Here is a 22,267-nt window from a genome sequence, read left to right as displayed (position 1 = left end):
ATTAGCACAACTTATGTACTACATTGCAAAAACTGTTTTGCCAAATACTGAGCCCGGACGGCACTTTGGGGGCGTTCCCCCACCGCTGGAGTCGCCCCATGTCCGCCGTCGCTTCCGCCGTTTCCCCCGCCTCTGCCAAGGCCACCCCCGGCATCGCTCTGGCGACCCGCGTGGCCGGCCAGGAGACCGTGCTGCCGGCACCGCTGCTGGCCCTGCTGGTCTCGCTGCACCGGGCGGTGGAACCGGGCCGGCAGGCACGGCTGCAGGCCCGCCGCGAACGCCAGGCGTTCTTCGACCAGGGCGGCCTGCCGGACTTCCGCGAAGACACCGCCGCCATCCGCAGCGGCGACTGGCGCGTGGCCCCGCTGCCGGCCGCACTGCAGGACCGCCGCGTCGAGATCACCGGCCCGACCGACCCGAAGATGGTCATCAACGCGCTGAACTCCGGCGCCAAGGTGTTCATGGCCGACTTCGAGGATTCCACCTCGCCCACCTGGCGCAACCTGCTGGCCGGGCAGCAGTCGCTGGCGGCTGCCGTGCGCGGCGATCTGCAGTTCACCGCAGCCAATGGCAAGCACTACACCCTGCGCCCCTTTGAGGAACAGGCGGTGCTGATCGTTCGCCCGCGCGGCTGGCACCTGGACGAGAAGCACGTGGCCGTGGACGGCCAGCCGCTGGCCGGTGGCCTGTTCGATGCAGCGGTGTTCGCCTTCCACAACGCCCGCGCGCTGCAGGCCAAGGATCGCGGCCCGTACTTCTACCTGCCCAAGCTGCAGAGCATGGAAGAGGCCGCGCTGTGGGAAACCGCGCTGTCGCACATCGAAGGCATGCTCGGCCTGCCGCACGGCCAGATCAAGGTGACCGTGCTGATCGAAACACTGCCGGCGGTGTTCGAGATGGACGAGATCCTGCACGCCCTGCGCGAGCGCATCGTCGGCCTGAACTGTGGCCGCTGGGACTACATCTTTTCCTACCTGAAGACCTTCCGCCGCCACGCCGACCGCGTGCTGCCCGAGCGTGGCCAGGTGACCATGACCCAGCCGTTCCTGAAGGCCTATTCGGAACTGCTGATCCAGACCTGCCATCGCCGCGGTGCGCATGCGATGGGTGGCATGGCCGCGCAGATTCCGATCAACAGTGATGCCGCCGCCAACGAACAGGCCATGGCCCGCGTGCGCGCCGACAAGCTGCGCGAAGTCAGTGCCGGCCACGATGGCACCTGGGTGGCACACCCGGCGCTGATCCCGGTGGCGATGGCCATCTTCGACGAGCACATGCCCACCGCGAACCAGCACCAGGTGCTGCGCCAGGATGTGCGGGTGGGCCGCGATGAACTGATCGCGCGGCCGTCGGGCAGCATCACCCGCGCGGGTTTCGAGGGCAACGTCGAAGTCTGCGTGCGCTACCTGGCCGCCTGGCTGGATGGCAACGGCTGCGTGCCCATCCACCACCTGATGGAAGACGCAGCCACCGCCGAAATCAGCCGCAGCCAGCTGTGGCAGTGGCTGCACACGCCAGGCCAGCAGCTCGATGACGGCACCGCCATCGATCTGGCCCTGCTCGACAGCGCATTGGCCCAGCTGCCGGCGCGGCTGGGCGATACCAGCACGTTGCCCGGCGGCACCCGCATCGGCGAAGCCATTGCCCTGCTGGGCGAACTGAGCCGCAACGACGAACTGACCGATTTCCTGACCCTGCCGGCCTACGCGCGCATCGACTGACGGCACCACCGCTGCCCTCCGAATCCACCCCAGCCGGGCAGCGCCCGGCGCTACAACACTGAACTGGAGAAAGACATGAGCACCCTGCCCACTGCCGAACAGATCCAGCACGACTGGGACACCCACCCGCGCTGGGAAGGCATCCAGCGCAACTACAGCGCCGCCGATGTGGTGCGCCTGCGCGGCACCGTCCACATCGAGCATTCGCTGGCGCGGCTGGGCGCGGAGAAGCTGTGGAAATCGCTGCACGAGCGCGAGTTCGTCAATGCGCTGGGCGCGCTGACCGGCAACCAGGCCATGCAGCAGGTCAAGGCCGGGCTGAAGGCTATCTACCTGTCCGGCTGGCAGGTGGCGGCCGACGCCAACCTGGCCGGGCAGATGTACCCGGACCAGTCGCTGTATCCGGCCGATTCGGTGCCGGCGGTGGTCAAGCGCATCAACAACACCCTGCTGCGCGCCGACCAGCTGCACCACGCCGAAGGCAAGGATGACATCGACTTCCTGCAGCCTATCGTAGCCGATGCTGAGGCCGGTTTCGGCGGCGTGCTCAACGCCTTCGAGCTGATGAAGGCGATGATCGAGGCGGGCGCTGCCGGCGTGCACTTCGAGGACCAGCTGGCCTCGGTAAAGAAGTGCGGGCACATGGGCGGCAAGGTGCTGGTGCCGACCCGCGAGGCCATCGAGAAGCTCAACGCCGCGCGCCTGGCCGCCGACGTGCTGGGCGTGCCGACCCTGCTGGTGGCGCGCACCGACGCCGAAGCGGCCGATCTGCTGACCAGCGACATCGACGGCAACGACCAGCCCTTCACCACCGGCGAGCGCACCGTGGAAGGCTTCTACAAGACCCGCAACGGCCTGGACCAGGCGATCAGCCGCGGCCTGGCCTACGCCCCGTATGCCGACCTGGTGTGGTGCGAGACCGGCAAGCCGGACCTGGCGTTCGCGCGGAAGTTCGCCGAGGCGATCCATGCGAAGTTCCCCGGCAAGCTGCTGGCCTACAACTGCTCGCCCAGCTTCAACTGGAAGAAGAACCTGGACGACGCCACCATCGCCAGGTTCCAGCGCGAGCTGGGCAGCTACGGCTACAAGTTCCAGTTCATCACCCTGGCCGGCTTCCACGCGCTGAACTACGGCATGTTCAATCTGGCCCACGGCTATGCGCGCCGGCAGATGAGCGCCTTCGTGGAACTGCAGGAAGCCGAGTTTGAAGCCGCCGAACGCGGGTTCACTGCGGTCAAGCACCAGCGTGAAGTTGGCACCGGCTACTTCGATGCGGTCACCCAGGCCATCCAGCAGGGCCAGTCCTCGACCACGGCCCTGACCGGCTCGACCGAGGAAGAACAGTTCCACGGCGGCCACAGCGAGCGCGCCGCCTGAGCCGGTCTTGACCCGGTAGTCCCGGCCGCTGGCCGGCAACCCTCGACCCGGTAGTGCCGGCCGCTGGCCGGCAAGCTCCCAGAACAGCCGGCCAGCGGCCGGCTCTACCGGAACATGGGCTCGATCAGGGTGGCCAGGGAAGGGCCAGACGACGCCGGCAGGTCGGGGGACCTGCCGGCGTCGTTGTATCCGGTCCCCTGGCGGTCCCCTGAATGCGTCCTGCCCGCCTGTTCGGGGCAGATCGCTACGACATCATGAAAAATGAGAAGACGCGCACAGTTTGATTCACTGCTATGCTCCGCATCTCACCAGGGGACGCTGGCGGCAGGGAATGACCGGCAGGGGTGCGGCCGAGAACATCGACATGACAACCGGTATCGCCCAGGTGGCGATGGCCGAGATCGTGCACGCCCTGTTGTCGGACGAGGAAGTCGCCCTGTTCGCGCGCTTCGCGCGGCCCTTGAAGGTCGAGGCCGGGCAATGGCTGTTCCACCGCGGCCACCGCGGCGATGGCATGTACGTCATCGTGGAAGGACTGATCGAACTGGACTTCGGCGACGACCTGGTGACCAAGACGCTGGGGCGCCACGAGTTCTTCGGTGAGCTTGGCCTGCTGGTGGGCGACCACCCGCGCAGTGCTGGTGCCCGCGCGGTCGAGAACTGCCATCTGCTGGAACTGGGCCCGGCTGATTTCCATTGCCTGGTCGAATCCGATCCGGGGCTGGTGGCCTATTTCCTGCGGCGCACGATCATGCGCGTGCTGGCCAACGAACAGGCCTTGATCAGCCAGCTGCGCCGTCGCAACCACGATCTGGAAACCGCGCTGGACAACCTGTACGTCACCACCCACCAGCTCACCCACACCCGTGAACTGGTGCGTACCGATGAACTGACCGGCCTGCACAACCGCCGCGGCCTCAGCCTGTACCTGCAGGAGTGCCGCAGCCGGTCCGACGGCACGCCGCAGGCGCTGCTGCTGATCGACTGCGACCGCTTCAAGCAGGTCAACGACCGCCATGGCCACCAGGCCGGCGACCGCGTGCTGCAGAGCATGGGCAACATCCTGCGCTCGATGGCCGGCGAACACGATCTGGCCTGCCGGCTGGGCGGTGACGAGTTCTGCCTGATCCTGCGTCATGCAGACCGTGAGGCGGCCCAGCGCGCGGCCGAGTTCATCCTCAGCGCGGTGCATGGCCTGCTCGAACGCAGCCATGGCAACCCGCACGTTACCCCGGCCAGCATCGGCGTCAGCCTGCTGGCGGCCGATGCGGACTGGAGTGAATGGTATGCGGGCGCCGACCGTGCGCTGTACCGGGCCAAGCGCGCCGGCGGCAACTGCCTGCATTGGGCCGACACCGTGGACGGACAGTGAGCGGAGACTCTGCCGATGAATGGCGACACCGGAACGTCGACGCAGCACACCACACACCTGCGTGCCCTGCTGTTCACCGATCTGTGCGATTCCACCCTGTTGGTGGAACGGATGGGAGATGCCGCAGCGGCTGAACTGTTCCAGGACCATGACCGCCTGGTGATGGCCCTGCAGCAGCGCTGGAACGGCCAGCAGATCGACCGTTCCGATGGTCTGTTCATGCTGTTCGAGCGGCCGATCGACGCGCTTGGCTTCGCGTTGGATTACCAGCGCGGCCTGCAGCCGCTGGGCCAGGCGCGTGACCTCCGGCTGCAGGCGCGGGCCGGGTTGCATGTGGGTGAGGTCATCCTGTGGAACAACAGCGCAGAGTCGGTTGCGCTGGGGTCCAAGGCCGTGGAAGTGGAAGGACTGGCCAAGCCCATGGCTGCGCGCCTGATGCAGCTGGCGCGACCTGGGCAGTTGCTGCTGTCTGCGGCCGCCGAATCGCTGGTCCGGCGCGCCGCCTCCCAGCTGGGCGAGCCGGCCACCCGGCTGTATTGGAAGTCGTTCGGCCGCTGGCGCTTCCGTGGCGTGGCGCAGCCGATGGAGGTGATCGGCGTCTCCGCGGCCGGCAAGACAGCGCTGCGGCGGCCGCGCGGGAGTGACAAGGCCAGGCCGGATGTTCCGTTCTGGCGCCGCCCGATGGCGATGGCGGCGCAGGCAACGCTGGTCGCGGCCTGTGCATTGGGCCTGTGGTTGCTGACCCGTCCTCAACCGGCCATTGCCTTTGCCGAGCGGGATTGGGTGGTGATCGCGGAGCCGCGCAACCTGACGGGCGATCCCCTGCTGAGCGAGTCGATCAACCAGGCGTTCCGCATCAGCCTGGAGCAATCGCGGTATGTGAACGTGCTGAGCGACCTGAAAGTGCGTGACACCATGCAGCGCATGCTGATCAGCCCGAGGGCCGGGCTGGACCGTGCGGTTGCCAGCGAAGTGGCGCAACGCGATGGTGCACGTGCCGTGCTGGCGCCTTCGGTGCTGGAAGTGCATGGCCGTCTGCGGGTGGCCGTCGATGTCATCGATCCGGCAACCGCCGCGACCGTGTACACCGTGCATGCCGATGGCAAAGGCCTGGACTCGCTTCTGACATCCACCGATGAAGTGGTGGGGCGTCTGCGAGAGCGCCTCGGCGAAGGCGGCATGGAAATTGATCGCCACTCGGTGAACCTGCCGCAGGTGGCGACGTCCAGCCTGGACGCGCTGCGCGCCTATGCCGCTGGCATCCGGGCGTTGGACCGGCGGCAGACCGACGAGGCCCTGGGCTTTCTCGCGCAGGCGATCAGGGTCGACCCGGAGTTTGCGATGGCCCATGTGGCGATCATGCGCATCCACTGGATGCGGGGTGAAAGCCGCCTTGCCCTGGATGCCTACGCGCGTGCGCAGGCGTTGCGGCAGCGACTGACGCCGCGCGATGCGCTGTACCTGGACGGCTGGGCCGGGCAGGCCAGTGATCTGCCGGAGGCTGACATCGCGCGACGCTGGAAGCTGCTGACCGACCTGTATCCCGACTACCACGGCGGTTATGTCAATCGGGCGTTGGCGTTGTCCGGAATGGGACGTTACGCCGAAGCGGTGACTGCGGTGCAGCCCGCGCGGGTGCCCCAGGCGTGGGCCCGCAGCCACACGCTGGATTTCTCGGGACGGTTGAAACTGGCAGCAGGCAATACCCACGGTGCCATTGCGGATTTCCGCATGGCCGGTGATGTCGGCGGCTGGAGGACCAGTGCCAACCTGGCCACGGCGATGGCCGTACTCGGGGACTGGAGTGCGGTGCGCAACCAGTTGGCGGGTGTACCGGCCGATGACTTTGGTGGCCGCATGCAACAGGCCGCGGTGCTGATCGATCTCGGTGAGCTGGGCAAGGCGGAAGAGGTTGCCCGATCACTGCAGGTGCAGTGCAACGAGCCGGCGCTCTGCCGGTTGGCGTCGGCCTGGCGCGCCAGCATTGCGGGCATGGCTGGAGAACGGTCGGACGCTGTGGCCAGCCGCGATCGCATCGCGGAGGCGCTGGCCGATCTGCGCCAGCAACCCAGCGGCAATCTGCACACTCGGCAGTTCATGGCTCTGGGCCTGATCCGCCTGGCCCAGCGCGAAGGCGTGGAGGTATCGCCGCAACTGCGCATGGCCCGTCGCGGGATCGACCTGAAGGGCGACCCTCGCTCGCGCCAGTTGCTGGACATCATCGATGCCACCCGCGATCTGCATGCCGGAAAGGTGGACGCAGCCGTCGCACGACTGCTGCCCTGGGCCGACGGCACGGAGCTGTACCAGCTGCACGTGGCGCTGCGCGAAGCCAGGCAGGCCTCGGGAGACGCCGGAGCGGCCGCTGCGGAAGCACGTTGGCTGGCCGTGCATCGCGGCCGCGCCTATGCCGAGGATTCCGGCAATTACATCCTGCAGGCGCTCAATGTCCGTGACAGCCGCGCACAACCGGGCGCGGACTGACAGCACCGCATCAGTTGCCGGCGCCGGCTTCGAAGAAGTGCGGCAGGACGAAGGCACCACAGGACTGCAGGTGCTGCTTCAGCGCGTCGGCCGTGGCAGCAAAGGCTTCCTTGCTGGCAAGCGCGTCCACCGGAGCGCACATCGAGCCATCGGCGTTCGGGGCAATGCCCAGACTCTGCAGCGCAAGGCTGGGGGAAGCGGCGAAGGCGCTGCGGAAGGCGTCATCGCTCTGCAGCAGCGACAGTACCTGGGCGGCCTGCGCAGCCGTGAGCAGGGTCTTGTCGGAAGTACTCATGGTGATTGCGCTGGCCGTTGCGGTAGGAGTTCTCTTCTTTCGGCCTGTTGCAGGGAAAGTTTAGCCCTCGCGCGGCCCCGGCCGATGCATGGCATCCTGCGCGTCCCGTTCCACGCCGATGCCCCCAATGCAGATCAGACGTTGCTCCATCGTGATGTTCGAGCCCCGTGCGGAAGTCGCGCTGGACCTGGATCGGCTGCTCAAGGGAGAAGCTGGCCTGGGCACCACGATGCAGTGGTACGCGCTGGCCGCGCACCTGGATGCAGCCCTCAAGGTGGATGCTGCCGACGTAGCGCTGTTGGGCCGCATCCTGCCCGACACCTGGGTTGACGCTGCGCACGGCAACATGGCCGGGGCCGATATCGAGCGGTTGCTGCACACCGGTCTGCTGATCAGTGACGACGCGGCCCATGCCGTGCACCGCGAGCGCGACCAGCGTGTACGCGATGCCGGCTGGTGGCCGCTGTCTGCGCTGGCCCATCGCCTGGGCCGCTGGAGCGGCATCGACAGTGCACAGCAGATGCGCAAAGAAAAACTGGTCACGGCGCAGGACCTGCGCAACAGGTTCGGCCCGCCGCCACCGGCAGTGATGCCCCCCGCCACCGAACCGTTGGTACTGCCTCCTACGGAAGACGAGCCGCGTGATCTGCTCCTTGCGAGGCGGGCGACCTGCCGCAACTTCGACCGCGCACGATCGTTGCCATTGCATCTGCTCGCCCAGGCACTCAAGCGGACGGTGAAGGCGCACGCCGTGGTGCAGCCCGGTGAGGACATGGCCTTTCTGAAGAAACATGTTCCTTCCGGCGGCGGCCTGCATCCGCTGGAAACCCATGTGATCGCACTGGACGTCGATGGCCTTGCTGCTGGCGTCTACCATTATCACGCGCTGGAACACACCTTGCGGCCGCTGCCGGTGGACGGTACCGGCCTTCGCGATCGCGTGCTGACGCTGCTGGCAGGGCAGGACTGGTTCTCCGCTGCGCCGCTGCACATCATCCAGGTCGCGCGGTTCCCACGAAGCTTCTGGAAGTATCGCAACCATCCCAAGGCCTATCGGGCTGTGTTGCTGGATGCAGGCCACCTGTCACAACAATGGATGTTGTCGGCCACCGAACTTGGGCTGGCCGCCTACGTCACCGCTGCCATCAATGAAGTGGATATCGAAGCCCTGCTGGGCCTGGATGGCATCGACGCCAGTCCGGTGATGATGTGTGGGTTGGGGTGGCGGGCGGCGGAACAGACCACCAGCGAGTTTGATCCACTGCAGCAGGTCTGGCCCGCGTGAAGCGTGGCGCGCCGTTGCCAGCGCGCTACCGCCGCCGCATCACGCCGCTTCGAAGTCCACCAGCACTGCCCCATCCCCCACCTGGTCACCGGCCTTGGCCCGATAGCCCTTCACCGTGCCATCGGCCGGGGCCTGCAGGGTGTGCTCCATCTTCATCGCTTCCAGCACCACCAGCGGCGTGCCGCGCGTCACCTGCGTCCCGGCCTCGACCAGGGTAGCCACGATCTTCCCCGGCATCGGTGCCAGCAGGCTGCCCGCATCGGCCACTGCGTTGTCTGATTCACCCACAGGGTCATGCAGGGTGAAGCGGTGCTGGCCATCGGCGCCGAACAGGAACACCTGGTCGCCTTCGCGCAGCAGCTGCAGCTGCCAGCGGCGGCCGTCCAGCTGTACCGACATGCGGTTCGCATCGGCGCTGCCGATGACGCTGACCGGTGCCGCATCATCGCGCTGCACGCGCCAGCCCTCGGCCTGCGCCCACACCTTCAGCGTGTGTGTGTGCTCGCCCTGCTGCAGCGGCAGCACACGCGGTGCCGAAGCGCCCAAGCGCCAGCCATCCTGTGCCTGCCACGGCGAATGTGGATCGCGCGCATCGCTGGCGGCCTGCGCGGTGCTGGCCACGGCGGCGATGGCCGCCAGTTGCCACAGCGCATCGTCGCTGTCGCCCACGGCGCTCAGCGCAGCCTGTTCGCGCTCGATCAACGCGGTATCCAGCTTCGCGTTCGCGAACGAATCGGTGTTGACCAGGCGACGCAGGAAACCGGCATTGGTGGTCACGCCCACCACCTGGCAGTCGGCCAGGGCCTGGCTCATGCGGCGCAGGGCGGCGTCGCGGTCCAGGTCCCAGACGATCAGCTTGGCGATCATCGGGTCGTAGTACGGGGTGATGCGGTCGCCTTCCTCCACGCCGCTATCCACGCGCACGTTCGCCGAGGGCGTCGGCAGGCGCAGGCGGCGCAGGGTGCCGGTGGATGGCAGGAAGCCGCGGTCGGCATCTTCGGCATACAGGCGCGCTTCGATGGCATGGCCGTGGATGGCCAGCTGTTCCTGGCGCAGCGGCATCGGCTGGCCAGCGGCCACGCGCAGCTGCCATTCCACCAGGTCGGTACCGGTGATGTACTCGGTCACCGGGTGTTCCACCTGCAGGCGGGTGTTCATTTCCATGAAGTAGAAATCGCCATCCGGGCCGGCAATGAACTCTACCGTGCCCGCGCCCACGTAGCCCACCGCGCGCGCGGCATCGACCGCAGCCTGGCCCATCGCTGCGCGGCGCTCGGCGCTCATGCCCGGCGCCGGCGCTTCTTCCAGCACCTTCTGGTGGCGGCGCTGCACCGAGCAGTCGCGCTCGAACAGGTAGACCGCATCGCCGTGGGAATCGCCGAACACCTGGATCTCGATGTGGCGCGGGCGCTCGACATACTTTTCGACCAGCACATGGTCGTTGCCGAACGCCGAGGCGGCCTCGCGCTGGCAGCTGGCCAGGGCATCGATGAAGTCCTCGCTGCGCTCGACCTTGCGCATGCCCTTGCCGCCGCCACCGGCGCTGGCCTTGATCAGCACCGGGTAGCCGATGGCATCGGCCTGCGCGCGCAGGAACGCCGGTGCCTGCTGGTCGCCGTGGTAACCCGGGGTCAGCGGTACGCCGGCCTTGGCCATCAGCGCCTTGGCCGCGCTCTTGTCGCCCATCGCGCGGATGGCACTGGCCGGCGGGCCGATGAAGGTGATGCCGGCGGCGGCACAGGCATCGGCGAAGTCGGCGTTCTCGGACAGGAAGCCGTAGCCGGGATGGATCGCCTGCGCGCCGGTCAGGCGTGCGGCGTCCAGCAGCACGTCGCCGCGCAGGTAGCTTTCGCGCGCGGCGGCCGGGCCGATGTGGACGGCCTCGTCGGCCAGGCGCACGTGGCGCGCGTTGCGGTCGGCATCGGAATACACCGCCACCGTGGCGATGCCCAGGCGACAGCAGGTGGCAATCACGCGGCAGGCGATCTCGCCACGGTTGGCGATGAGGATTTTGCTGAACATGGCAACGGGCTTCATGGGGACGTGTTCGGTCATGGCACGGGTTACATGCGGAACACGCCGAAGCGCGTCTGCTGCGGGGCGGCGTTGAGGCTGGCCGACAGGGCCAGGGCCAGCACGCGGCGGGTGTCCGCCGGATCGATCACGCCGTCATCCCACAGGCGCGCACTGGCGTAGTAGGGGTGGCCCTGCTGCTCGAACTGGTCGCGGATCGGTGCCTTGAAGGCGTCCTCTTCCGCGGCCGGCCACTGCCCGCCCTTGGCTTCAATGCCTTCGCGCTTCACCGTGGCCAGCACGCTGGCCGCCTGCTCGCCGCCCATCACGCCGATGCGCGCGTTCGGCCACATCCACAGGAAGTTGGGCGAATAGGCGCGGCCGCACATGCCGTAGTTGCCGGCGCCGAACGAACCGCCGATGACCACGGTGAACTTGGGCACCTTGGCGCAGGCCACGGCCATCACCAGCTTGGCGCCATCCTTGGCGATGCCGCCCTGTTCGTACTTGCGGCCGACCATGAAGCCGGTGATGTTCTGCAGGAACACCAGCGGAATGTTGCGCTGGGTGCACAGCTCGATGAAGTGCGCGCCCTTCAGTGCGGATTCGGAGAACAGGATGCCGTTGTTGGCGATGATGCCGATCGGGTAGCCGTTCAGATGCGCGAAGCCGGTGACCAGCGTGGCGCCGTAGCGTGGCTTGAATTCGTCGAAGCGCGAGCCATCGACCAGGCGCGCGATCACTTCGCGCACGTCGTAGGGCTTGCGCGTATCGGCCGGGATCACCCCGTACAGGTCGTGTGCCGGCAGCAGCGGTTCCTCAGAAGACTGCACCGCCATCGCCGGTTCCGGCTTGCGCCAGTTCAACTGGGCGATGATCGCGCGAACGCGTGCCAGTGCCTGCAGGTCGTTGTCGGCCATGTGGTCGGCCACGCCGGAAATGCGCGTGTGCACGTCGGCGCCGCCCAGTTCCTCGGCGGTCACCACTTCACCGGTGGCGGCCTTCACCAGCGGCGGGCCGCCCAGGAAGATCGTGCCCTGTTCGCGCACGATCACCGTTTCATCGCTCATCGCCGGCACGTAGGCACCGCCGGCGGTGCAGCTGCCCATCACGCAGGCGATCTGCGGGATGCCCTGCGCGGACAGGTTGGCCTGGTTGTAGAAGATGCGGCCGAAATGGTCGCGGTCGGGGAACACCTCGTCCTGCAGCGGCAGGAACGCGCCACCGGAATCGACCAGGTAGATGCACGGCAGGTGGTTCTGCTCGGCGATCTCCTGTGCGCGCAGGTGCTTCTTCACCGTCATCGGGTAGTAGGTGCCGCCCTTGACCGTGGCATCGTTGGCTACGATCACGCACTCCACGCCACTCACGCGGCCGATGCCGGCCACCACGCCCGCAGCGGGCACGGCATCGTCATACATGCCGTGCGCGGCCAGCGGCGCGATTTCCAGGAAGGCGCTGCCGGGGTCGAGCAGGGCGTCGATGCGGTCGCGCACCAGCAGCTTGCCGCGCGCGGTGTGCTTGGCGCGTGCCGCCTCGCTGCCGCCCAGTGCGGTGCGGGCAAGCGTGGCGTGCAGGTCATCGACCACGGCCTGCATGGCCGTGCGGTTGGCTTCAAACGTATCGCTGCCCGGTTGCAGCTGGCTGTTCAGGACGGTCATCGCGGTGGCCTTACAGGGTGCGCTGGAACAGTTCGCGGCCGATCAGCATGCGGCGGATTTCCGAGGTGCCGGCGCCGATCTCATACAGCTTGGCGTCGCGCCACAACCGGCCGGTCGGGTATTCATTGATGTAGCCGTTGCCGCCCAGGATCTGGATGGCCTGGCCGGTCAGCCAGGTGGCCTTCTCGGCGGCGTACAGAATCGCACCGGCCGCGTCCTGGCGGGTGGTGCGGCCCTGGTCGCAGGCGCGCGCCACGGCGTACACATAGGCGCGGCAGGCACCCAGGCCCACATACATGTCGGCAATCTTGGCCTGGATCAGCTGGAAGCTGCCGATGGCCTCGCCGAACTGGTGGCGCTCGTGCACGTAGGGCATCACCACGTCCATGGCCGCGGCCATCAGGCCCAGCGGTCCGCCGGACAGCACCACGCGCTCATAGTCGAGCCCGGACATCAGCACGCGCACGCCGCCGCCGAGTTGGCCCAGCACGTTCTCTTCCGGCACTTCGCAATCCTGGAACACCAGCTCGCAGGTGGGCGAGGAGCGCATGCCCAGCTTGTCCAGCTTCTGCGCGGTGGAAAAGCCCTTCATGCCCTTCTCGACCAGGAAGGCAGTGATGCCTTTGGCGCCGGCGTCCATGTCGGTTTTGGCGTAGACCACCAGCACGTCGGCATCGGGGCCGTTGGTGATCCACATCTTGTTGCCGTTGAGCACGTAGCGGTCGCCGCGCTTGTCCGCGCGCAGCTTCATCGACACCACGTCCGAGCCGGCGCCCGGTTCGCTCATCGCCAGCGCGCCGACCTTGGCGCCGCTGCAAAGGTCAGGCAGGAAGCGCTGCTTCTGTTCCTCGCTGCCGTTCTTGCGCAGCTGGTTCACGCACAGGTTGGAGTGCGCGCCATAGGACAGGCCGATGCCGCCGGAGGCGCGCGAGATTTCTTCCATCGCCACTACGTGGGCCAGGTAACCCATGCCGGTGCCGCCGTACGCTTCTTCCACGGTCAGGCCCAGCAGACCCTGTTCGCCCAGCTTCGGCCACAGCCCCAGCGGGAACTGGTTGCTGGCGTCGGCCTCGGCGGCGAGCGGGGCGACCTCGGCGGCGGCAAAATGGGCCACGCTCTGGCGCAGCAGGTCGATCTCTTCGCCAAGATCGAAGTTCAGGGATGGCACGTGCATTACAGCGGCTCCACGAGGCAGGTGGGGGAATGGACGCACCCGTCAGGGGGAGGCTGGGGGCTGTTGAAGGCAGCGGCCAGCACGGGCGATGGGCCCAGCGTAGCGGGGTTCGGGAAAGAAGTGAACACAAATTCAAAAATTGAAACTAGAATCAGGATATGGCCTACAAACGCTCTGCATTGATGGAAGAACGGCTGGCCGGGGCCCGTGAACGGATCCTGCTGGCGACCCGCGAGCTGGTCGCTGCCGGCGGCTGGCGCAACGCCCCGGTGACCGCCGTGGCGACCCAGGCAGGGGTGTCCACCGGGCTGATCTACCGGCACTTCCCGTCCAAGGCCGATCTGTTCGTGGAAGTGCTCAACGCCGCCGTGGCCCATGAGGTGGCGATCATGGAACGCATCGCCAGCGGCCCCGAAGTGGCCAGCGAGCGCCTGCGCCTGGCGATTACCGCCTTCGTCCGTCGCGCCCTGGCCGGGCCGGGGCTGGCGCATGCCTTCATCGTCGAACCGGTCGACCCGGATGTCGAAGCCGAGCGCATGCGCGGGCGGCGTGCCTTCGGTGATGTGTTCCTGCGTCTGGTGGAAGAGGGTGTGGCCGCTGGTGAGCTGCCCGCACAGGACGCACATGCCACCGCGGCCTGCCTGGTGGGGGCGTTCACCGAAGCGATGGTGGGCCCGACCGCGCCCAGCCGCGAAGCGCATCGCGACGAAGACGCGCTGGTGGATGCCATCTGCAGCTTCTGCCTGCGCGCGATCGGCGCCCCGGTGGTGCGGTAGAGCCGGCTGCTGCATGCGGCGGTATGGAAATGCCGGCCAGCGGCCGGCACTACCGGGTGGGCATGCTGCGCCGCACCAGCAGCGACGCCTGTTGTCGCACGCAGAGCGCGTTCTATACTCGGCCCATCACGCAGTCGCTCAGCCGTGGTCCAACGACTATCAGCCAGGGGTAACGAAGAGTGCGGAATTACGATCTGGAGTTCCTGAAACGCTTCTCCATGGTGATCGCGCTGCTGGCGACCATCACCCTCGGTCTCATTCTCCTGGCGGCCTACCTGCACACCCGGATTCCGCCGGAGGTGTCACCCACGGCGGCCAAACGCACCGAGCAGCGCATTTCGCCCACCGGCGCGGTCTATGCCGGCAGCACCGGCGCCGCCGCGCAGGCTGCGGCCAAGGCCGCCGCACTGGCCAAGGCTGCTTCCCAGGTCGCCTACGGCGGTACCAAGGATGGCAAGGTCATCTTCGACAACCTGTGCACCGCCTGCCACACCACCGGCGTAGGCATGGCACCCACCCTGGACCACGCGCACTGGGACAAGCGCATCGCCCAGGGCAAGGACACACTCTACAAGCACGCCATCGAGGGCTACACCGGCCCCGACGGCGGCATCATGCCGCCCAAGGGCGGCAACCCGGCCCTCACCGAGGAACAGATCCACGCCACCGTGGACTGGATGCTGGGTAACCTGAAGTAAGCGGCGGAACCCGAAACGGCGGAACGGGGAGTCGTGGATCGTGGGCCTGGGGTCGGGGGGTAGAGTCGACTGTTAGTCGACTGCTCTTCCCAGGGCCGTCCAAAAGCCCGCGCTGCGCGCGATAGTCGACTAACAGTCGACTCTACCCCCGGTTCCGGTTCCGGTTCCGGTTCCGGTTCCGGTTTCCCCGGTTTCCCCGCCCCCACGCCGCCCCTCCCATTGCGGCCAGCACGCCCCCCCCGCTTTGCCCACCAAGGCCGAAACCCGCGCTGCAAGCAAGGCTGCACATTTCAGGGTTAGTCTGTGCGCCCATTTCGTGGAGTCGTCCGTCGATGCGCCGCCGTTCCCTCGCCCTTGCCCTGTCCCTGCTGCTGCCGGCCACCGCCTTTGCCCAGGCCCAGCCGCAGGCCGCGCCGACCGCGACCACCGCCACCGCTCGCAGCAAGGCCCCGGTTGTACTGACCACCGCGCCGGCCGATTGGCGCGCGCTGGATGGCCAGCATGTGCGTATCGCCGCCCCGCTCACCTTGGCCGGCACCGATGGCCTGGAGCGCTTTGGCCAGCTCACCGTGGCCTTCGATGGCCGCCTCTGGCAGCCCACCGAAGTGGCCGCGCCCGGCACGGCCGGCATCGAACAGGTGATGGCCGACAACCAGCGCCGCCGCCTGGTGCTCGATGACGGCAGCGATGCCCGCGACCCCGGCAGCGTGCCGTACCTGGCCGGCAACCCGGTGCTGCGCACCGGCATGCAACTGCACAACGTGGAAGGCATCGTGCGCGTGGACGCGCAGGGCCGCCCCAGCCTGCAGGTGCAGGGCACGCTGAAGCTGCCGGAACTGCAGCGCCCGGCCGTGCCGAAGGTGGCGGGCGACCTGCATGTCGCCGCCTTCAACCTGGAAAACTTCTTCAACGGTGACGGCCAGGGCGGCGGCTTCCCGACCCTGCGCGGCGCACGCACGCTGGACGAACACACGGCCCAGGTGGCCAAGCTGGTCACCACCGTCAATTCCCTCGGTGCCGATGTCGCCGCGCTGATGGAACTGGAGAACGACGGCTACGGCGCGCAGTCGGCCATCGCCGAACTGGTCGATGCGCTCAATCGCGACCGTGGCGCGCAGGGTGACTGGCGCTTCGTCGATGCCGGCAACGGCCCGGGCGACAACCCGATTCGCGTGGGCATCATCTACCGCAGCAGCCGCGTGCAGCCGCTGGGCAAGCCGGCTACGTTGACCGGTGGCCCGTTCGTTGAACACAGCCGCGTACCGCTGGCCCAGGCGTTCCAGGCAAAACAGGGCGCACCGTTCGTGGTGGTGGCCAACCATTTCAAGTCCAAGGGCTGCCGTGATGCCGCCGGCGCCGATGCCGACCGCAACGACGGCCAGGGCTGCTGGAACGCCACCCGCGTGGCCTCGGCACAGCAGTTGAACGACTGGCTGAAGACCAACCCGACCGGCACCGGCACCCAGGACGCGGTACTGCTGGGCGACTTCAATGCCTATGCGCAGGAAGACCCGATCCGCACCCTGCATGACCTGGGCTGGCAGGACGCCTTCAAGGTGGCCAAGGTCGAACACCCCTACAGCTACGTCTACAACGGCTACACCGGCCGCCTCGACCATGCGCTGCTCAGCCCGGGCATGGCCAAGCGTCTGCGCGGTGCCGCCGAATGGCACAGCAACGCCGACGAACAGGACGCCAGCGGCTACCAGGGCCGCAACGTGCCGGGCCCGTGGCGCAGCTCCGACCACGACCCGCTGCTGCTGGGCTTCGGCAGATAAGGATTCGCCGGGCCACCCCCGGCGCCTTGAACGGGTAGCGCCGGGCCACGCCCGGCGGCTTTTCACCCCCAGGCAATCAACCCGATCGCCAGCACCGCCAGCGCCAGGCCGGCACGGTTCCATTTCGTGGTGGCCTCGCCGAAGGCAAGCACGCCGACCAGCGCGCCCAGTACCACCACGCCGATGTTCATGCCGGCGAATACGGTGGCCGGGCTGTCCGGCATCGACTGGTGCGCGTGCACATAGAAAAGAATGTTGCCGCCGTTGAGCAGGCCCAGCAGCGCACCGGCCCCCAGGTTGCGCCAGGCCAACCGGCTGCGGCCACTGACATGCCGCCACAACTGCAGCGCCAGCATCAGCACGAAGGCCACGCTGAAGCTGGCCAGCACCGCCGCCATCGACGGCGTGCCCGACAGTGCCACCTGCTTCAGCAGCACGTCCACCACGGCAAAGCCGGCCCACACGCCCAGCAGCCAGCCCCAGCCACCGGCCGACGCTGCTACCGCCGGCCCACGCGGGCGCAGGCTGATAGCCATCATCGCCAGCAGGCCCAGGCCGAGGCCGGCCAGCTTCCACGGCGTGGCGGTCTGGCCGAAGAACAGGAAGGCCGCGGCCAGTGACAGCAGCAGCGACAGGCGCTGGGCCACGTCGCTGCGGACGATGCCGGCCACCGCCACCGCGCGGCCCAGCACCAGGAAGATCGACGGCAGCACCACCGCCAGCGCAAGCAGCGAAACCCACGGCGCATGCGGTGCGCGCAGTGATTCCAGCGGCGGCTGCAGCACCCCGGCGGTCAGGGTGGCGGCCACCAGATAGTTCCAGGTCACCATCTGCGGCACATCCAGCGCGCGGCGCTTGGCCAGCTTCAACAACACCGAAACCAGCACACTGCAGATCACGGCCAGGGACAGGTAGAGCATGGGGCGGGCACAGGGCAGGGGCGGGGGACGCTATCATGGTGCCATGCACAAGCCCTCGTTCCCCGTCGCCCCCGGCGAAACCGCCTGCCTCGTACTGGACGGCCCGGCCGGCCCGCTGGAAGTGGTCGTTGACCTGCCCAAGGCCGATGTGCCGGTGCAGCCGATCGTGGTCATCGTCTGCCACCCGCTGTCCACCGAAGGCGGCACCCTGTACAACAAGGTGGTCACCATGACCGCCACCACCCTGCGCGAGCTGGGCATCGCCACGGTGCGCTTCAACTTCCGCAGCGTCGGCGGCTCGGCGGGCAGCTTCGACCACGGTGTGGGCGAACAGGATGACCTCAAAGCCGTCGCCGCCTGGGTGCGCAGCCAGCGTCCGGACGACCGACTGTGGCTGGCCGGTTTCAGCTTCGGGTCCTTCGTTTCGCTGAAGGCCGCCGCCGAGCTGCAGCCCGAGGCGCTGATCTCGATCGCACCCCCGGCCGGCCGCTGGGATTTCAGCGGCGTGCAGCCGCCGGCCCGCTGGCTGGTCATCCAGGGCGATCAGGACGAGATCGTCGACCCGCAGGCCGTTTACCAGTGGCTGGACACGCTCGATGCCCCGCATGAGCTGGTACGCATGCCCGAAACCAGCCATTTCTTCCACCGCAAGCTGATCGACCTGCGCGGCGCGCTCACCCACGGCGTCAAGCACTGGCTGGGCGCGGCGGCATGAGCGAGCAGGCGTTGACCCCGTCGCAGCGGTATGCGGCCGGGGTTGCCAGCGGCGACTGGCAGGACGACCCGGCCCAGCACGCGGCCCTGGCCGAACTGGACCGCATCCACCTGGGCCTGGTCGACAGTGCCGAGGACGGCTGGCTGGACCGCCTGTCCTCGTTCTGGAAGAAGCCCGAGCCGGTGAAGGGCCTGTACTTCTGGGGCGGCGTCGGCCGCGGCAAGACCTTCCTGGTGGACCTGTTCTACGACGGCCTGCCGATCAAGCAGAAGTACCGCACGCACTTCCACCGCTTCATGCGCAGCGTCCACGAGCGCCTGCGCGAGCACCAGGGGCAGAGCGACCCGCTGGCGAAGATCGCCCAGGAATGGCGCAGCAACCTGCGCGTGCTGGTGCTCGATGAGTTCTTCGTCACCGACATCGGCGATGCGATGCTGCTGGCGCGGCTGCTCGAACGCCTGTTCGCCGAGGGCGTGACCCTGGTCACCACCTCCAACACGGCGGTGGAGAACCTGTACCTCAACGGCCTGCAGCGCGAGAGCTTCATGCCGGCCATCGGCCTGCTGCAGCGCTACTGCGTGGAGCTGTACGCCGAAGGCACCGAGGATTACCGCATGCGCGCGCTGACCCGTTCGCCGGTCTACCGCGCGCCGTTGGCCGCTGACAGCGATGGCTGGCTGGCCAGCCGCTGGGCGGAACTGAGCGGTGGGCTGCCGGCCAAGGCCGGCAACATCGAGATCGAGGGCCGCAAGATTCCGGTGCGCGGCCGCGGCAAGAGCATCGCCTGGTTCGATTTCGCCGCCCTCTGCGAAGGCCCGCGCGGCCCGTCGGATTACATCGAGATCGCGCACGAGTTCAACACGGTGCTGCTGGGCGGCATTCCCGCCTTCGACCGCTTGAACGAAGATGCCGCGCGCCGCTTCGTCAACCTGATCGACGAGCTGTACGACCGCCACGTCAACCTGGTCTGCACCGCCAGCACCTCGCCGGTTGAGCTGTATGCCGGCGAGCGCCTGCAGGGCGCCTTCGAGCGCACCGCCTCGCGCCTGATTGAAATGCAGAGCGCCGAGTACCTGGGCACCCCACACCGGGCGTAAGCGCTTCTGCTGGTTGTAGAGCCGAGCCCATGCTCGGCTGCTGTTGAATGACGCGCCGAAAGGCAGCCGAGCGTGGGCTCGGCTCTACAACAGCACGGTGCGGTTATCGGCTCGGCGCCACCGCATCGCTCTGCGGCTGCTCGCGCGCGCTGGCTGCCGCCTGCAGGGTGTCGCTGCGCTCGATCAGCCGCAGCGGCTGCCCCTGGTAGCGCACTTCCAGCGCGTCGTGGGCCTCGGCCACGGCCGCCACCAGCGGGCACAGCGCCAAGGCGCGGGCCTCGATGCGCTCGGCGCGGCCTTCCAGCTGCTGCTCCATCTGCGCATCCAGGCGGTCGGCGCGCTCCTCCATCGCCTCGCTGCGGCCGGTGACCATCTGCCACAGCATGCTGCGCGCGATGGACGCCGACAGCGACTCGGCCATGTCCTGCACCCTGGCCTCGAACCCCGGCCCGAATACCGCCTGTTCCCAGTAGCCCTTGCCCAGGGTGCTGCCGATCCAGTCATCGGCCTGCCGCCGCAGGCGCCGCACCTTGCGGCTGTTGGCAGTGCCGGTAAGGCTTTCATAGACCCCATCAAGCACGTCGAAGCTCAGCCCGCTCACTTCATGGGCCAGTGCCGTGGCCGCCGGCATCAGCTGCCGCGCCCCGGCCTCCATCTGCCGCAGGCGGGCGGCGTCGGCATCGCTGACCGGCACGACCGTGTTGTCCAGGCTCAGCACGCCATCGTGGAACACCACCTCATGCGGCGCCTGGGGGCCATGCCGCAACCAGATGCCGCCGCTGTCCACCAGCACGTCGTAGTCGGTGCGCATGCCGCATTGGTCCGCGCGCAGCGTCGGGGCATCGGCGGCCATCACCGGGGCGGTGGCCAGACCGGCCAGCAGGGCCAGGGCGGGGAGGGGCAGACGCATGGTGGAATCCTTTCCGATCAGTGCAGGTCCCCAGCATCGCGCGCCAAGGCGCTGCCGTCACTGGCCGGAAGTCACTGTCCAGGTGTGCATCCATCGGCCATACCGGCTTTCCCACCGGCTGCCCACCCTCTATCCACAGGGTTGTCCCTAGCCAGCTTCATCACTGTCATGTGAAGCTGTCATTGTTCCGTTTCCGCAGCACGTTGTACCGCCGAAATGACGCTTCCCGGGCTTGACTGCGCAGCCCGTTCCGGCAGGTTCAAAGCGTCCCGACGCGGCGCTGATGGCATGATCCTTGCGCCGCAAGGGATTACCAGATTTCACTACATTTGGCGTTGACGGCCCCCATTACCCCCACTATCTTGTGGCCGTCGGTCGCGGCGCCCCCAGCGGTGGGTCCAGACACCATCGGCCAGCAACCGACATCGGCAGTGGCAGGCGCAGGGTCTCAATGCCTGCGACGCCGTCCTGCCATCCTGGGCCGTCATGTCCCGGGCTGCGTCACCCCCGATGCATCCAGCACCCCCACATCACGCCAAGAGGACACACGCCGTGACCACCGAATCCAGCGCCACCATCGAGAAGGAAAGCGAGTTCCTGCTGACGTCGCCGCCGACGGCCAACGCGATGAGCGTGACCAAGCGCAACGGCACGACCGAGCTGGTGGATCTGAACAAGATCGTGCGCGCGGTGCAGCGTTCCTCCGAAGGCCTGCACGCGGTCGATCCGATGCGCGTGGCCACCCGTACCATCTCCGGCCTGTACAACGGCGCCACCACCCGCGAACTGGACGAACTGTCCATCCGCACCGCCGCCCTGCTGATCGGTGAAGAGCCCGAGTACGGTCGCCTTGCTGCGCGCCTGCTGGCCAACTACATCGCCAAGGAAGTGTCGGGGCAGGAAATCCATGCCTTCTCGCAGTCGGTCAGCCGTGGCCACGAAGTGGGCCTGATCAACGACCGCCTGCTGAACTTCGTGCAGACCAACGCACGCAAGCTCAACGATTCCATCGATATCTCGCTGGACCTGAACTTCGATTACTTCGGCCTGCGTACCCTGTACGACCGCTACCTGCTGCGCCACCCGCACACCCGCAAGGTCATCGAGACCCCGCAGCAGTTCTTCCTGCGCATCGCCAGCGCGCTGAGCGAGGACGTGTCCGAAACCCTGGCGCTGTACAAGCGCATGGGCAACCTGGACTACCTGCCGTCCAGCCCGACCCTGTTCAATTCCGGCACCACCCACGAGCAGCTGTCCTCGTGCTTCCTGCTCGATTCGCCGCAGGATTCGCTGGAATCCATCTACTCCAAGTACGGCGACATCGCCCAGCTGTCCAAGTTCTCCGGCGGCATCGGCGTCAGCTACAGCCGCGTGCGTTCGCGTGGTTCGCTCATCAAGTCCACCAACGGCCATTCCAACGGCATCGTGCCGTGGCTGAAGACCATGGATTCGTCCGTGGCTGCAGTGAACCAGGGCGGCAAGCGCAAGGGCGCGGCCTGCGTCTACCTGGAAACCTGGCATGCCGACATCGAGGATTTCCTCGAGCTGCGTGACAACACCGGTGACGAAGCCCGCCGTACCCACAACCTGAACCTGGCCAACTGGGTGCCGGACCTGTTCATGAAGCGCGTCGAGGCCGACCAGGAATGGTCGCTGTTCGATCCGCGCGTCGTGCCGGAGTTCACCGACCTGTTCGGCGAAGCCTTCGAGGCTGCCTACCTGCAGGCCGAAGCCCAGGGCAAGGCCAACCGCACCATCTCCGCCCGCAAGCTGTACGCCCGCATGATGCGTACCCTGGCCGAGACCGGCAACGGCTGGATGACCTTCAAGGACAAGTGCAACCGCGCCAGCAACCAGACTCTGCGTCCGGGCAACGTGATCCACCTGTCCAACCTGTGCACGGAAATCCTGGAAGTCACCTCCAACGATGAAACCGCGGCCGGTGCCTGCTCCAGGCCATCAAGCACGTCGAAACCGGTACCGGACGGCAT

At 67.6% G+C, this 22,267-nt stretch carries 17 protein-coding genes; 11 read left to right on the top strand and 6 right to left on the bottom strand.

Annotated elements, in window-relative coordinates:
* Positions 1-98 precede the first annotated feature (98 nt).
* The 4 genes from aceB (at position 99) to ACQKDV_RS07880 (ending at position 6,954) form a co-directional block, all read left to right on the top strand.
* Positions 99-1,721 (top strand): malate synthase A, encoded by a 1,623-nt coding sequence (aceB, locus tag ACQKDV_RS07895; RefSeq protein ID WP_427783204.1) that lies wholly within the window; start codon positions 99-101, stop codon positions 1,719-1,721.
* A 75-nt stretch (positions 1,722-1,796) separates the two neighbouring features.
* The gene (gene aceA / locus ACQKDV_RS07890) at positions 1,797-3,098 is read left to right on the top strand and encodes an isocitrate lyase (protein ID WP_427783203.1); all 1,302 of its coding nucleotides are present in this window, start codon (positions 1,797-1,799) and stop codon (positions 3,096-3,098) included.
* 331 nt (positions 3,099-3,429) lie between these two features.
* Positions 3,430-4,470 carry a diguanylate cyclase domain-containing protein gene (locus ACQKDV_RS07885; RefSeq protein WP_427783202.1) on the top strand — a complete coding sequence of 347 codons (1,041 nt, stop codon included), beginning with the start codon at positions 3,430-3,432 and terminating at the stop codon, positions 4,468-4,470.
* Between the two features lie 15 nt (positions 4,471-4,485).
* Positions 4,486-6,954, top strand: coding sequence for a putative peptide modification system cyclase (locus ACQKDV_RS07880; RefSeq protein WP_427783201.1), 2,469 nt, complete (start codon positions 4,486-4,488; stop codon positions 6,952-6,954).
* 10 nt (positions 6,955-6,964) lie between these two features.
* Here ACQKDV_RS07880 and ACQKDV_RS07875 read toward each other — a convergent pair whose 3' ends face one another.
* The gene (locus ACQKDV_RS07875; RefSeq protein ID WP_427783200.1) at positions 6,965-7,249 is read right to left on the bottom strand and encodes an NHLP-related RiPP peptide; all 285 of its coding nucleotides are present in this window, start codon (positions 7,247-7,249) and stop codon (positions 6,965-6,967) included.
* Between the two features lie 127 nt (positions 7,250-7,376).
* On the opposite strand from ACQKDV_RS07875, the gene ACQKDV_RS07870 reads away from it, so the two are divergent.
* Positions 7,377-8,534, top strand: a complete 1,158-nt coding sequence (locus ACQKDV_RS07870) for a putative peptide maturation dehydrogenase (RefSeq protein ID WP_427783199.1) — start codon at positions 7,377-7,379, stop codon at positions 8,532-8,534.
* Between the two features lie 39 nt (positions 8,535-8,573).
* On the opposite strand, the gene ACQKDV_RS07865 is transcribed toward ACQKDV_RS07870, so the two are convergent.
* From ACQKDV_RS07865 to ACQKDV_RS07855, 3 genes are read right to left on the bottom strand one after another with little or no spacing between them, the layout of a single operon-like run.
* The gene (locus ACQKDV_RS07865) at positions 8,574-10,589 is read right to left on the bottom strand and encodes an acetyl-CoA carboxylase biotin carboxylase subunit (RefSeq protein ID WP_427783198.1); all 2,016 of its coding nucleotides are present in this window, start codon (positions 10,587-10,589) and stop codon (positions 8,574-8,576) included.
* Between the two features lie 8 nt (positions 10,590-10,597).
* The gene (locus ACQKDV_RS07860) at positions 10,598-12,208 is read right to left on the bottom strand and encodes a carboxyl transferase domain-containing protein (RefSeq protein ID WP_427783197.1); all 1,611 of its coding nucleotides are present in this window, start codon (positions 12,206-12,208) and stop codon (positions 10,598-10,600) included.
* 10 nt (positions 12,209-12,218) lie between these two features.
* A complete protein-coding gene (locus ACQKDV_RS07855; RefSeq protein ID WP_427783195.1) occupies positions 12,219-13,382 on the bottom strand; it encodes an isovaleryl-CoA dehydrogenase in 1,164 nt (387 codons plus the stop codon).
* Positions 13,383-13,540: 158 nt separating this feature from the next.
* Between ACQKDV_RS07855 and ACQKDV_RS07850 the strand changes: the two genes are divergently transcribed.
* The 3 genes from ACQKDV_RS07850 (at position 13,541) to ACQKDV_RS07840 (ending at position 16,634) form a co-directional block, all read left to right on the top strand.
* Positions 13,541-14,158, top strand: coding sequence for a TetR/AcrR family transcriptional regulator (locus tag ACQKDV_RS07850; RefSeq protein ID WP_427783194.1), 618 nt, complete (start codon positions 13,541-13,543; stop codon positions 14,156-14,158).
* Positions 14,159-14,337: 179 nt separating this feature from the next.
* Entirely contained in the window at positions 14,338-14,856 is a 519-nt protein-coding gene (locus ACQKDV_RS07845; protein WP_427783193.1) for a c-type cytochrome, read from the top strand.
* A 332-nt stretch (positions 14,857-15,188) separates the two neighbouring features.
* On the top strand, positions 15,189-16,634 hold the full coding sequence (locus tag ACQKDV_RS07840; protein ID WP_427783192.1) for an ExeM/NucH family extracellular endonuclease: 1,446 nt from the start codon (positions 15,189-15,191) through the stop codon (positions 16,632-16,634).
* 62 nt (positions 16,635-16,696) lie between these two features.
* Here ACQKDV_RS07840 and ACQKDV_RS07835 read toward each other — a convergent pair whose 3' ends face one another.
* Complete coding sequence (locus tag ACQKDV_RS07835) at positions 16,697-17,554, bottom strand: EamA/RhaT family transporter (protein ID WP_427783191.1); 858 nt, start codon at positions 17,552-17,554, stop codon at positions 16,697-16,699.
* A gap of 43 nt (positions 17,555-17,597) precedes the next feature.
* Here ACQKDV_RS07835 and ACQKDV_RS07830 point away from each other — a divergent pair, with 43 nt between their 5' ends.
* Together ACQKDV_RS07830 and zapE are read left to right on the top strand one after the other, a co-directional pair.
* Positions 17,598-18,269 (top strand): alpha/beta hydrolase, encoded by a 672-nt coding sequence (locus ACQKDV_RS07830; RefSeq protein ID WP_427783190.1) that lies wholly within the window; start codon positions 17,598-17,600, stop codon positions 18,267-18,269.
* Positions 18,266-19,366: a cell division protein ZapE gene (gene zapE, locus ACQKDV_RS07825; protein ID WP_427783189.1), complete on the top strand. Its 1,101-nt coding sequence runs from the start codon at positions 18,266-18,268 to the stop codon at positions 19,364-19,366. The genes ACQKDV_RS07830 and zapE overlap by 4 nt, the downstream gene beginning before the upstream one ends.
* Before the next feature lie 103 nt (positions 19,367-19,469).
* On the opposite strand, the gene ACQKDV_RS07820 is transcribed toward zapE, so the two are convergent.
* Positions 19,470-20,276, bottom strand: a complete 807-nt coding sequence (locus ACQKDV_RS07820) for a DUF2884 family protein (RefSeq protein WP_427783188.1) — start codon at positions 20,274-20,276, stop codon at positions 19,470-19,472.
* A 552-nt stretch (positions 20,277-20,828) separates the two neighbouring features.
* Between ACQKDV_RS07820 and ACQKDV_RS07815 the strand changes: the two genes are divergently transcribed.
* A partial coding sequence (locus ACQKDV_RS07815; RefSeq protein ID WP_427783187.1) for a ribonucleoside-diphosphate reductase subunit alpha occupies positions 20,829-22,267 on the top strand: 1,439 nt, incomplete at its 3' end.

The sequence above is a fragment of the Stenotrophomonas sp. NPDC077659 genome (assembly GCF_050268705.1).
GTDB lineage: Bacteria > Pseudomonadota > Gammaproteobacteria > Xanthomonadales > Xanthomonadaceae > Stenotrophomonas.
This window is presented reverse-complemented; position numbering and strand designations above follow the sequence as displayed.